Here is an 11687-nt window from a genome sequence, read left to right as displayed (position 1 = left end):
CCGCCTACCCGGAGAGGTTGAAGTTGCCGGACGCGCCGTAGACGGCCAGGGAGATGAACAGGGTGATGGTGACGACGACGATCAGCGAGGTGCGCACGGCCTGGCCGACCGCGATACCGACGCCGACGGGGCCGCCGGAGGCGTTGTAGCCGTAATAGGTGTGCACCAGCATCACCGCGATGGCCATCACGATCGCCTGGAGGAAGGACCACAACAGGTCGCTTGGTATCAGGAAGGTGTTGAAGTAGTGGTCGTAGAGGCCGGCCGACTGCCCGTTGATGAACACGGTGGTGAACCGCGCGGCGAAGAAGGCGGCCAGCACCGACAGCGAGTACAGCGGAACGATCGCGATCAGCCCGGCCAGCAGCCGGGTGGAGACCAGATAGGACACCGCGTGGACGGCCATCGCTTCGACGGCGTCGATCTCCTCGGCCACCCGCATCGCGCCCAGCTGAGCGGTGGCGCCCGCGCCGATCGTGGCGGCCAGGGCAATACCGGCGATCACCGGTGCCACGATGCGCACGTTGAGGAATGCCGAGAGGAAGCCGGTCAGGGCCTCGATACCGATGTTGCCCAGCGACGAATAACCCTGAACCGCAATGACGCCGCCCGAGGCCAGGGTGAGGAAGGCCGCGACACCGACGGTGCCACCGATCATCACCAGGGCGCCTGCGCCCATGGTCATCTCGGCTACCAGGCGGATGGTCTCCTTGCGGTAGCGGTTGACCGCGTTGGGCAGGTACCGCATCGTCTCGCCGTAGAACAGTGCCTGTTCGCCGATGTTGTCGACGGTCTTGGGCACACTGCGGAACAGCCGCCGGAAGCGGAGGGTGGCGTCATAACTCATGGTTGTCTCTTCTTCGCGCAAGCGCTCATCAACGGACCAGCACTCTCACGCCGATAGCCGTCATGATCACGTTGATGACGAACAGGCAGATGAAGGCGTAGACCACCGTTTCGTTCACTGCGTTACCGACACCCTTCGGGCCTCCTTTGACGGTCAACCCGCGGTAGCAGCCGACCAGGCCGGCCACCACGCCGAACAGCAGAGCCTTGATCTCGGCCAGCACGAGCTCGCCGAGCCCGGTCAGCACGGTCAGGCCGTTGATGAAGGCGCCGGGGTTCACCCCCTGGAGAAATACCGAGAACGCGTAGCCGCCGGCGATGCCGATCGCACACACCAGACCGTTGAGCAGCAGCGCGACGAACATCGACGCCAGCACGCGCGGCACCACCAGGCGCTGGATCGGGTCGATGCCCAGCACCCGCATCGCGTCGATCTCCTCGCGAATGGTGCGGGCGCCGAGGTCGGCACAGATCGCTGTGGCGCCGGCACCGGCGACCACGAGCACAGTCACCACCGGGCCCAACTGCGTGATGGTGCCGAATGCAGTACCTGCGCCCGACAGATCGGCTGCGCCGATCTCACGGAGAAGAATATTGAGAGTAAAGGCCACCAGGACCGTGAACGGAATGGCCACCAACAGCGTGGGTACCAGCGAGACGCGGGCAATCATCCAGGTCTGGTCGAGGAATTCCTTGAGCTGGAAGGGTCGACGAAAGATCTTGGCGAACGTGTCCAAGGACATCTCGACGAAACCGCCAACGGCCCGGGCGGGAACCGCAAGCTGTTCGATCAACCTGGACTCCGTTCTCGGCGTACTCGGGTGGGGAAATTTCGCGGAAACTCGCGTTAGCGAAAAACTGACTGCCACATGTCGTGGCCGTCCCCCCACCCCTTGGTCTTATTGCGCTCTTAGTGAGCCGGATCATATTAACTAGAACATGTTCGCACTGTCAAAGAATTCAAATTATCGGCTTAAACAGCGGTTTTCCCAGCTCAAGATAGGTGCGGTCACCCCTTGAATAGAACGCGTTCCAGTGCCATTGAGCGACCCCAAACGAGACTGTCAGTCTCGTGAAGTCATCAGTTCAGTGGCCGAGAATCCACGCTCCAGGTCACGATCAGCAAAGTATTCGTGCAGTGCCCCGCTGAGGTCTGCCGGGTTCCAGGCGGCGGAGTCCGCAGTGAAATGCATCTCCGCTGTCGGGGGCGCGACCAACGTGACAGTTGGACCATAGACGATGAACAGCTGACCGTTGACGGCTTCGGACGCCGGCGCAGCCAGGAATCGCACGAGGGTGACGACGTGGTCGGTCGACAGTGGGTCGACCTGACCGTCGGCCACCTCGGGCGCGTCGCCGAAGACGCCTGCGGTCATGGCCGTGCGGGCCCGCGGCGCGATCGCGTTGGCCCGTACACCGAAGCGCTCCAGAGCCCGGGCCGCCGACACCGTCAACGCAGTGATTCCCGCCTTGGCGGCGCCGTAGTTGGGCTGGCCGACGGGACCCGACAGCCCGGCTTCCGACGAGGTGTTGATGATCCGGCCGTAGACCGTCCCGTCCCCGGCCTTGGCCTTGTTGCGCCAGTAGACGGCGGCGTTGCGGGTCAGCAGGAAGTGGCCGCGCAGATGCACCGCGATGACCGCGTCCCACTCCTCGTCGCTCATGTTGAACAGGATCCGGTCGCGAGTGATACCCGCGTTGTTGACGACGATGCCCAGGCCGCCCAGACCGTCGGCGGTCGCGACCAGCTCATCGGCGGTCGAGCGCACGCTGATGTCTCCGGCAACCGCGACACCCTTGGCGCCGGCGGCCGCGATCTCGTCGAGGACATCAGAGGCGTCCAGCGCGCCGGCCATGTCGTTGACCACCACGGTCGCCCCGGCCTTGGCCAGGCCGATGGCTTCGGCACGGCCCAAGCCTGCGGCCGCGCCGGTGACCACGGCCACTTTTCCGGACAGATCGATCTGAGCATCGTCGGTCATTTATGAATACCTCTAGTCTTTTCGGATCAGGGCTGCGCGGGGGCATTCGGCGATGGACTGCTCGGCCAGATCCTCCTGGTCGGCAGGCACCGGATCGGACTTGACCACGGCATAGTCGTCGTCGTCAAGATCGAACAAATCGGGGGCAATACCCACGCAGACCGCATTGCCTTCGCAGCGATCACGGTCAACTTCTACTCGCATGGCGACCTCCTCACGACGTGTGCACGCACGGGGCTGCGTACGTGCAGCCACAGAATACGACCACACCTGACGGATACCAGTCAGACACCGGCCTGGATCCTAAGACTAGAACGTGTTACAACCAGGTGAGAACTCAGGTCTATCAAGCAGTAAGGATGCAGCGCAATGCGGATCGGTTACACCCCCGAGCAGGAGGAGCTGCGCCGCGAGTTGCGCGCGTACTTCTCCAAGCTGATGACACCCGAACGGGTCGAGGCCCTCAGCTCGTCCGAGGGCGAGATGGGACGCGGCAACATCTATCGCGAGACCGTCGCACAGATGGGCAAAGACGGCTGGCTGACGCTGAGCTGGCCCGAGGAATTCGGCGGACAGGCCCGCCCACCCATGGACGGATTGATCTTCACCGACGAGGCCGCCATCGCCGGCGCCCCGGTGCCGTTCCTGACGATCAACAGCGTGGCGCCGACGATCATGCACTTCGGCACCGAGGAGCAGAAGAAGTTCTTCCTGCCCAAGATCGCCGCGGGCGAGCTGCACTTCGCGATCGGCTACTCCGAACCCGGCGCGGGCACCGACCTGGCTGCACTGCGGACCACTGCGGTCCGCGACGGCGATGACTACGTGGTCAACGGCCAGAAGATGTGGACGAGCCTGATCGCCTACGCCGACTACGTGTGGCTTGCCGTGCGCACCAACCCCGAGGCCAAGAAGCACCGCGGCATCTCGATGCTGATCATGCCGACCACGGCCGAGGGCTTCTCCTGGACTCCGGTGCACACCATGTCCGGCGTCGACACCAGCGCCACCTACTACCAGGACGTGCGGATCCCGGCCACCAACCTGGTCGGCGAGGAGAACGCCGGCTGGAAGCTCGTGACCAACCAGCTGAACCACGAGCGCGTCGCCCTGGTGTCCTCACAGCCGATCTATGTCGCGCTCGACGGGGTCCGCGAGTGGGCCCAGAACACCAAGGACGTGCACGGCAAGCGGGTCATCGACTCCGAGTGGGTACAACTCAACCTGGCGAGGGTGCACGCCAAGGCAGAGGTTCTCAAGCTGATCAACTGGGAGCTGGCCTCGTCCACTTCCGCACCTTCACCCGCGGACGCGTCGGCGGCCAAGGTGTACGGCACCGAGTTGGCCACCGAGGCCTACCGCCTCCTGATGGAGGTCATGGGCACCGCGGCGACCTTGCGTCCGGACAGCGCCGGTGCGCTGCTCCGCGGCCGCATCGAGCGGTTCCACCGGTCGGCGCTGATCCTAACCTTCGGCGGCGGCACCAACGAGATTCAGCGTGACATCATCGGCATGGTCGCTTTGGGCCTGCCCAGGGTCAACCGGTAAGGACGGCACACCAATGGATTTCAAGACGACTGAAGAGGCCGACGATCTCGGCGGCCTGGTGCGCACGATCACCGAGTCGGTGTGCACACCCGAACGCCAGCGCGAGCTCGACGGGCTGGAGCAGCGTTTCGACGCCGAACTGTGGGCCAAGCTGGTCGAGGCCGACGTGCTCTCGGCGGCGGCGCCGGAGTCGGTGGGGGGCGGTGGTTTCGGCGTGCTCGAGCAGGCCGCCGTGTTGACCGCGCTGGGCCGCCAGTTGGCGGCCGTGCCCTACCTGGATTCGGTGGTGCTGGGAGCCGGCGCGCTGGCCGCGTTCGGGTCCGAGGAACTGCGCACCCAGTGGGCTGCGCCCGCGGTGTCCGGCGACAAGATCCTCGCTGTGGCCCTCGACGGCGAGATGGGCCAGGGCCCGGTGCAAGCTCAGGCGGATGGTCCTGGGTACAAGCTCACCGGCACCCGCACCCAGGTCAACTACGGACCGATCGCCGACGCGTTCCTGGTTCCGGCCGAAACCGATTCCGGGGTCAGTGTTTTCCTGGTTTCCGGTGATGATCCCGGCGTGACGGTCAGCGTGCTGAGCACCACCGGTAAGGGCAGTGTCGCCCACCTGGAGCTGCAGGCCACCGCGGTGGACGCCACACGCGTCGTCGGTGGCGCAGAGGTCGCCCAGTGGCTGACCACACACGCGGATCTGGGCCACAGCGCCTACCAGCTCGGTGTGTTGGAGCGGGCGTTGGAGCTGACATCCGAGTACGCCCGCGAGCGCGAGCAGTTCGACCGGCCGATCGGCAGCTTCCAGGCTGTCTCGTCGCGACTGGCCGACGGCTACATCGACGTCAAGGGCCTGCGTCTGACGCTGACCCAGGCGGCGTGGCGGTTGTCCGAGAACCTGCCTGCCGACATTGATGTCGCCAGCGCGGCGTTCTGGGCTGCCGAGGCCGGCCATCGCGTCGCACACACCGCGGTGCACGTGCACGGCGGTGTCGGCATCGACATGGACCACCCGGTGCACCGGTACTTCCTGGCCGCCAAGCAGACCGAGTTCGGGGTCGGCGGGGCCACCGGCCAGCTGCTGCGCATCGGCCGCGAACTCGCCGATACCCCGGTTTAGGGATGGGGGGTCCAACCGTCGGTCCGACGGTCTCCGAGCTGCTGGTCCCGCTGGCCGACGTCACCGACCGTGGTGTTTACCAAGAGGATTCGTTCGTCAGCTGGGCTGACCACATCGCCGCCGGTGCGCAACTGGCCGCGGCGCTGCGGGCACGGTTGGACCCCTCCAAACCCCCGCATGTCGGGGCGCTACTCGGCAACACCACTTTCTTCTCCAGTCTGTTGGTGGCCGCAGGGCTGAACGGGCTGGTCCCCGTCGGGCTCAACCAGACCCGCCGCGGCGAGGCTCTGGCGCGCGACATCGCACAGGCCGACTGCCAGCTGGTGCTGACCGACAACCCTGATGCCGTCCCACCCGGGGTGGAATTCATCGATGTCGAATCCGCCGGGTGGGCAACCGAACTCGCGTCGCACCGGGACACCCCGGTGACGTTCGCCGACGTGTCGGCTGATGACCTGTTCATGCTCATCTTCACCTCCGGAACCAGTGGCGATCCCAAGGCGGTGCGGGTCACCCACGACAAGGTGGCGTTTCCGGGCCGGATGCTGGCCGACCGCTTCGGACTGGGGCCCAGCGACACCGTTTACCTGTCGATGCCGTTGTTCCATTCCAATGCGATCATGGCCGGGTGGGCCGTAGCGACCGCTGCCGGCGCGTCGATTGCGTTGCGGCGCAAGTTCTCCGCATCCGGCTTCATCCCCGACATCCGGCGCTTCGGCGCCACCTACGCGAACTACGTCGGCAAGCCGTTGTCCTACATCCTGGCGACCGAGCCGGCGCCAGACGATGCCGACAACCCGTTGAAGATTCTCTACGGCAACGAGGGCGCGTCGCGTGACCTGAGCCGGTTCGCCGAGAGATTCGGTGTGACCGTGGTCGACGGATTCGGTTCCAGCGAGGGCGGTGTGGCGATCGCCCGCACCCCTGACACTCCCGAAGGCGCCCTGGGACCACTCACCGATCAGGTGGCGATCGTCGATGTGGACACCGGTGAACCGTGCCCGCCCGGCGTCGTCGGCGAGTTGGTGAACCCGACGGGGCCCGGCTGGTTCCGCGGCTACTACAACGATCCCGACGCCGAGGCGGCCCGGATGGCCGGCGGCATCTACCACACCGGCGATCTGGCCTACCTCGACGAGGACGGCTACGCGCACTTCGCCGGGCGGCTCGGTGACTGGATGCGGGTGGACGGCGAGAACCTCGGCACCGCACCGATCGAGCGAATCCTGTTGCGTCACCCCGACGTTGCCGAGGTCGCGGTGTACCCGATCCCCGATCACGATGTGGGTGATCAGGTGATGGCCGCACTGGTCCTGGGGGCGCGGTCGGCGTTCGACATCGACAGCTTCGTCAAGTTTCTTCATGAGCAATCCGACCTGGGGCCCAAGCAGTGGCCGTCGTATGTGCGCGTCGGAGCCGCGTTGCCGCGCACCGAGACCTTCAAGGTGATCAAGCGGCAACTCTCCGCGGAGGCCACCGAGTGCGCCGATCCCGTCTGGCCGGTACCGCGCTGACTTTGCGCGCTGTGGCACGCCGCGCCCTGTAGGGATGTGTCGTCGCGCCCGCCTGATAACAACTGTGTCGGTGAAATCGCCTCAGGGGCAGCGTTGTCGCTCACGTTCGTGAACAGTTGATACGGCTGGGCCGCCAACGCCGTTCATCTGGGATGCACGACCGCGCCAGTAACGCTGCGGCGGCCTGAAGCCCATTTTTCCGCCGTGGCGTTACTGGCGCGGTCGTGCTGACGACATACCCCAGGGGCACCCACGCGCGCTATTTCGATACCATCGGCATCGAAACATGGGAGACACAGCATGCACATCGCAGTAACCGGCGGCACCGGCTATCTCGGGGCCCACACCGTTCGTGGCCTGCTCGCCGCGGGACACCGCATCCGACTGCTGGTCGCACCGGGATGCGGCGACGACGAGGTGATCGGTCATCTCGCCGCGCTCGGCGAGATGACGGTGCTCGCGGGCGACATCCGCGACGGTGACACCGTCGGGGAACTGCTGTCGGGCTGCGACGCACTGATCCATGCCGCAGGCATCGTCGGCACCGACCAGCGCCGTGAAAAGTTGATGTGGGAGATCAACGCATACGCAGGAGAGACCGTGCTGAACCGCGCCGTCGAGGCGGGGCTCGATCCCATCGTCTCGGTCAGCAGCTACAGCTCACTGTTCCCGCCGCCGAACGGGGTGATCTCCGCCGACACCCCGCCTGCACCGGGCCGCAGCCCGTACGCCCAGACGAAGGCATATGCCGACCGGGTGGCCCGGCGGTTGCAGGACGCCGGAGCTCCCGTGGTGGTCACCTACCCGTCGAGCGTGGTGGGCCCGGCTTACTTCACCGCCGCCGGGGTCACCGAGCGCGGTTGGGCGCCGATCGCCAACGCCGGTGTGGCGCCTCGGATGTCTGGCGGCATGCAGATGATCGATGTGCGCGACGTCGCATTGGTGCACGAGCGGCTGATGGCACCCGGGCGCGGCCCCAAGCGGTACGTCTGCGGCGGCGTGATGGTGTCGTTCAACGAGATGATCGATGTCCTCGAACAGGGCGCCGGCCGCAAGATCCGCCGAATCCCCGTGTCCGCGAGACTTTTCCGCGGTATCGGCTGGTGCTCGGATCTTCTCGGCGGGATCCTGCCGCTCGGTGACGGGATCAGCTACGAGGCGGCCATGCTGCTCACCGCCGCCACCCCGACTGACGACAAGAGCACGCTCACCGATCTGGGTATCGACGCCTGGCGCTCGCCGCAGGCGGCGATGCTGACCTCATTCGGCCGGTGACACGCCCAGCGCGCGGCTGAGCAGCCACACCAGGCGTTTCCGCAGTTCGGGTGAATCGTCGTCGGTGGCCACCGTGGTGGTGAACAACGCCGCACCCGCCGCCATGGACAACGCCGCCCGGGCGTCGGATTCCGATCCGTAACCCCTGTCCGCGAACATCTCGATCGCGGGCCGGCTGAACCCGTCCCACAGCGCCTTGCGCATCGCGTCGTTCTCACGCAAGGCCAGCAGCAGCCCGGGCACGGCTTCGCTGACGTCCGGGCGACTGAACAATTGGTGGCTGCCACGCACCACCCAATCGATCCACCCAGCGAGGTCGGTGCCGGAGAACGGCGACATGTCGGGCGCTTCGCCGAGTATCGCGTTCAGCACCAGTTCCGCCTTCGACGCCCAACGCCGGTTCAGGCTGGACCTGCCCACCCCGGACCGCACCGCGACCAACCGAACGCTCAGGTCGTCCCAGCCCACCTCGACCAGCAACTCACGGGTGACCGCAAGCACGCGCTTGTCGATCGACGTGTCGCGTGGTCGCCCGCTCATTCCCCCGATTCAACCGCATGGCGCCACGGGTAGCGTCGGTGACGTGGGCTACCGCGAACACCGTCCGCCGCCCCGGCTGCGCAACCTCGTGGAGTGCCGGTGGATCCGCACCGGCACGGCAGAACCCGGCCGGATCCTGCCCGACGGCTGCATGGATCTGATCTCGCTGGACGGCAGGATCGTCGTCGCCGGCCCCGACACCACGGCGTTCGTCGCCGCAGCAAGCCGGGATCCCCTGCAGGGTTTACGGTTTCGTCCCGGCGTTCTACCCCGCCTGCTCGGTGTTCCGGCCTCCGAACTGCGCAACACCCGGGTCGATCTTCGCGAGTTGTGCGCGATCGACGACGGCAGTTCGCTCGATGAACTCGCCGTGACACTGGCAGCCCGGGCGCCTCGTGCCGAGACCGCGCCTTGGACACTGCCGGCACTTCACGACATCACGCGCCGGTTGGCAGCCGGCGAGTCGGTCCGTGCGACGGCACGCCACGTCGGCTGGTCGACCCGAACGATGCAACGGCAGTGCGGGGCGGTCTACGGCTACGGGCCGGCGACACTGCGTCGCATCCTCCGGTTCCGGCGCGCGGTGGCACTGATCGGCACCGGTGTGAGCGCCAGTGGGGTGGCGGCGCAGGCCGGTTACGCCGATCAGCCGCACCTGCACCGTGAGGTCCGTGCCCTGGCCGGGGTGGGAATGCCGCAGCTGCGTGAACTCCGTCAGTTTTCCAGTGCCGCGAACAGGTCCACCGACGTACCGTCTGGATCTTCGACGGTCGCATAACGCTGCCCCCACGGCGCATCGAATGGCTTGAGCGTTCCCGGGTGCCCGGCGCCGGTGAGCCGCTCATAGAGTTCGTCGACGTCACCGGGTGAATCGACGCCGAATGCGAGGGCCACCCGCCCGGGCCCGGCCGGAGGCGTCCACCCGGGATGCATGCCTGCGATCACCTCCTCGGTGTCGAACGCGAGCCGGTTTCCGCCCGGCAGCGCCACCTCGGCATGTGGCCCGTCCAGGTCTGGAACGGCCAGGCCGAGCAGCCGGTAGAAATCCAGGGAGCTACGCAGGTTCTTGCTGACGATCTCGATGACCGCCGAGGTCAGGTTCAAGGACATACCCGCAGGTTAGGGCGTTGGTCCACCCTCAGTCGTGAACAGATCGGACAAGCTGCGCCTTTGTCGGACCGCGGGTACCGAGTAGGTTGGCCAGGACTGTTAGTTACTTGCCAGTAGGGAGTCCCCGATGCCCGCTCCGTCCGCCGCCGAGTTCGCCCGCCTACGTGCGCTCGTCGCCATCGAAGACGTCGAAGCCCGTCAGTCCAAGCCGATCGACGAGGTCTTCACCGGCAAGGAACTGACCACCATCCCGGTCGGCACCGCCGACGACGTGACCGCCGCCTTCACCAAAGCCCGTGCCGCACAGGCGCAGTGGGCCAAGCGTCCGGTCAAGGAACGCGCCGCCGTCATCAAACGCTTCGGCGCACTGCTGGCCGAGAATCGCGACTTTCTGATGGATGTGGCCCAGGCCGAGACCGGCAAGGCCCGCTCAGCCGCGCAGGAAGAGATCGTCGACATGATCCTGAACGCGGGCTACTACGCGCGCGAGGCGGCCCGGCTGCTGTCGACGAAGCGCGTGCAGGGTCTGCTGCCGGGGTTCGTCAAGACCGTGGTCAACCACCACCCCAAGGGCGTCATCGGCGTCATCTCACCGTGGAATTACCCCATGACCCTGTCGATCTCGGATTCGATCCCGGCCCTGCTGGCGGGCAACGCCGTGGTGGTCAAGCCGGACAGCCAGACGCCGTACTGCACGTTGGCCAACGCCGAACTGCTGTATCAGGCCGGTCTGCCGCGCGATCTGTTCGCGGTGGTTCCCGGTCCGGGCTCGGTGGTCGGTACCGCGATCGTCGAGAACTGCGACTACATGATGTTCACCGGTTCGACGGCCACCGGGCGGACACTGGCCGAGCAGTGCGGGCGCCGGCTGATCGGTTTCTCCGCCGAGCTCGGTGGCAAGAACCCGATGATCGTCACCAAGGGCGCGAATCTGAAGGTGGCTGCCAAGGCCGCGACTCGCGCCTGCTTCTCCAATGCCGGTCAGCTGTGCATCTCGATCGAGCGGATCTACGTCGAGCGCGAGGTCGCCGACGAGTTCACCGCCAAGTTTGCCGAGCAGGTGCGCAACATGAACCTGTCGGCGGCCTACGACTTCACCGCCGACATGGGCAGCCTGATCTCCGAAGATCAGATCAAGACCGTGTCCGGCCATGTCGATGATGCAAAGGCCAAGGGCGCCAACGTTGTTGCCGGCGGCAATGCGCGCCCCGACATCGGCCCGCTGTTCTTCGAGCCGACCGTGCTGACCGGTGTCACCGACGAGATGGAATGCGCGCGCAACGAGACCTTCGGCCCCCTGGTGTCGATCTACCCGGTCGATTCCGTCGACGAGGCCGTCGAGAAGGCCAATGACACCGAGTACGGCCTCAACGCGAGTGTGTGGGCCGGATCGAAGTCGGAGGGCGAGGCGATCGCGGCCCGGGTGAATTCCGGCACGGTCAACGTCGACGAGGGCTACGCGTTGGCATTCGGTAGTACCGCGGCCCCGATGGGCGGCATGAAGGCCTCCGGCGTCGGGCGCCGCCACGGTGCCGACGGGATCCTCAAGTACACCGAGTCGCAGACCGTCTCCACCGCGCGGGTGATCAATCTCGATCCGCCGCTGGGTATTTCACAGACGTTCTGGCAGAAGGCACTTACCCCGATGATCCGCGCACTGCAGAAGCTGCCCGGCCGCTAGAACCACGCCGGCAATGTTGAGGCGACATTCTTCCGGTCAGGTGCGGTGACGATCGGTGTGGCCCTGGCGGCGGGGGCACC

12 protein-coding genes are annotated in these 11687 nt (G+C 66.3%); 6 read left to right on the top strand and 6 right to left on the bottom strand.

Annotated elements, in window-relative coordinates; translation table 11 throughout:
* Nucleotides 1–4: 4 nt before the first annotated feature.
* The 4 genes from ACZYZF_RS22870 to ACZYZF_RS22855 all read right to left on the bottom strand — a co-directional run bounded on the left by ACZYZF_RS22870 (nucleotide 5) and on the right by ACZYZF_RS22855 (nucleotide 3032).
* A complete protein-coding gene (locus tag ACZYZF_RS22870; RefSeq protein WP_135452328.1) occupies nucleotides 5–847 on the bottom strand; it encodes an ABC transporter permease in 843 nt (280 codons plus the stop codon).
* Between the two features lie 28 nt (nucleotides 848–875).
* Nucleotides 876–1640 carry an MlaE family ABC transporter permease gene (locus ACZYZF_RS22865; protein WP_166906603.1) on the bottom strand — a complete coding sequence of 255 codons (765 nt, stop codon included), beginning with the start codon at nucleotides 1638–1640 and terminating at the stop codon, nucleotides 876–878.
* 270 nt (nucleotides 1641–1910) lie between these two features.
* Nucleotides 1911–2828, bottom strand: a complete 918-nt coding sequence (locus tag ACZYZF_RS22860) for a 3-oxoacyl-ACP reductase (RefSeq protein ID WP_463746970.1) — start codon at nucleotides 2826–2828, stop codon at nucleotides 1911–1913.
* Nucleotides 2829–2840: 12 nt separating this feature from the next.
* Nucleotides 2841–3032, bottom strand: a complete 192-nt coding sequence (locus ACZYZF_RS22855) for a ferredoxin (protein WP_036391771.1) — start codon at nucleotides 3030–3032, stop codon at nucleotides 2841–2843.
* 165 nt (nucleotides 3033–3197) lie between these two features.
* Here ACZYZF_RS22855 and ACZYZF_RS22850 point away from each other — a divergent pair, with 165 nt between their 5' ends.
* From ACZYZF_RS22850 to ACZYZF_RS22835, 4 genes are all read left to right on the top strand, one after another.
* Entirely contained in the window at nucleotides 3198–4376 is a 1179-nt protein-coding gene (locus ACZYZF_RS22850; RefSeq protein WP_463746969.1) for an acyl-CoA dehydrogenase family protein, read from the top strand.
* Between the two features lie 13 nt (nucleotides 4377–4389).
* Nucleotides 4390–5487, top strand: a complete 1098-nt coding sequence (locus ACZYZF_RS22845) for an acyl-CoA dehydrogenase family protein (protein ID WP_463836902.1) — start codon at nucleotides 4390–4392, stop codon at nucleotides 5485–5487.
* 2 nt (nucleotides 5488–5489) lie between these two features.
* Nucleotides 5490–7001 (top strand): long-chain-fatty-acid--CoA ligase FadD17, encoded by a 1512-nt coding sequence (gene fadD17, locus ACZYZF_RS22840; RefSeq protein WP_463746967.1) that lies wholly within the window; start codon nucleotides 5490–5492, stop codon nucleotides 6999–7001.
* Between the two features lie 300 nt (nucleotides 7002–7301).
* Nucleotides 7302–8276, top strand: a complete 975-nt coding sequence (locus tag ACZYZF_RS22835; RefSeq protein ID WP_463836900.1) for an NAD-dependent epimerase/dehydratase family protein — start codon at nucleotides 7302–7304, stop codon at nucleotides 8274–8276.
* Here ACZYZF_RS22835 and ACZYZF_RS22830 read toward each other — a convergent pair.
* Nucleotides 8262–8816, bottom strand: coding sequence for a TetR/AcrR family transcriptional regulator (locus ACZYZF_RS22830; protein ID WP_463836899.1), 555 nt, complete (start codon nucleotides 8814–8816; stop codon nucleotides 8262–8264). The genes ACZYZF_RS22835 and ACZYZF_RS22830 overlap by 15 nt on opposite strands.
* A 43-nt stretch (nucleotides 8817–8859) precedes the next feature.
* Here ACZYZF_RS22830 and ACZYZF_RS22825 point away from each other — a divergent pair, with 43 nt between their 5' ends.
* Nucleotides 8860–9594, top strand: coding sequence for a DUF6597 domain-containing transcriptional factor (locus ACZYZF_RS22825; protein ID WP_463836898.1), 735 nt, complete (start codon nucleotides 8860–8862; stop codon nucleotides 9592–9594).
* Here ACZYZF_RS22825 and ACZYZF_RS22820 read toward each other — a convergent pair.
* Nucleotides 9531–9926 (bottom strand): VOC family protein, encoded by a 396-nt coding sequence (locus tag ACZYZF_RS22820; RefSeq protein ID WP_463836896.1) that lies wholly within the window; start codon nucleotides 9924–9926, stop codon nucleotides 9531–9533. The genes ACZYZF_RS22825 and ACZYZF_RS22820 overlap by 64 nt on opposite strands.
* A gap of 127 nt (nucleotides 9927–10053) precedes the next feature.
* Between ACZYZF_RS22820 and ACZYZF_RS22815 the strand changes: the two genes are divergently transcribed.
* A complete protein-coding gene (locus ACZYZF_RS22815) occupies nucleotides 10054–11607 on the top strand; it encodes a succinic semialdehyde dehydrogenase (protein WP_463746962.1) in 1554 nt (517 codons plus the stop codon).
* The last annotated feature ends 80 nt before the right edge of the window (nucleotides 11608–11687 follow it).

The organism is Mycobacterium sp. IDUB_24, from assembly GCF_055419385.1.
This window is presented reverse-complemented; position numbering and strand designations above follow the sequence as displayed.

What these genes read in the sequence shown, in the direction of transcription:
- ACZYZF_RS22845 (WP_463836902.1), top strand. Translation starts at nt 4,390, where the DNA reads ATGGATTTCAAGACGACTGAAGAGGCCGACGATCTCGGCGGCCTGGTG.
- ACZYZF_RS22835 (WP_463836900.1), top strand. Translation starts at nt 7,302, where the DNA reads ATGCACATCGCAGTAACCGGCGGCACCGGCTATCTCGGGGCCCACACC.
- fadD17 (WP_463746967.1), top strand. Translation starts at nt 5,490, where the DNA reads ATGGGGGGTCCAACCGTCGGTCCGACGGTCTCCGAGCTGCTGGTCCCG.
- ACZYZF_RS22820 (WP_463836896.1), bottom strand. Translation starts at nt 9,926, where the DNA reads ATGTCCTTGAACCTGACCTCGGCGGTCATCGAGATCGTCAGCAAGAAC.
- ACZYZF_RS22870 (WP_135452328.1), bottom strand. Translation starts at nt 847, where the DNA reads ATGAGTTATGACGCCACCCTCCGCTTCCGGCGGCTGTTCCGCAGTGTG.
- ACZYZF_RS22860 (WP_463746970.1), bottom strand. Translation starts at nt 2,828, where the DNA reads ATGACCGACGATGCTCAGATCGATCTGTCCGGAAAAGTGGCCGTGGTC.
- ACZYZF_RS22850 (WP_463746969.1), top strand. Translation starts at nt 3,198, where the DNA reads ATGCGGATCGGTTACACCCCCGAGCAGGAGGAGCTGCGCCGCGAGTTG.
- ACZYZF_RS22855 (WP_036391771.1), bottom strand. Translation starts at nt 3,032, where the DNA reads ATGCGAGTAGAAGTTGACCGTGATCGCTGCGAAGGCAATGCGGTCTGC.
- ACZYZF_RS22830 (WP_463836899.1), bottom strand. Translation starts at nt 8,816, where the DNA reads ATGAGCGGGCGACCACGCGACACGTCGATCGACAAGCGCGTGCTTGCG.
- ACZYZF_RS22815 (WP_463746962.1), top strand. Translation starts at nt 10,054, where the DNA reads ATGCCCGCTCCGTCCGCCGCCGAGTTCGCCCGCCTACGTGCGCTCGTC.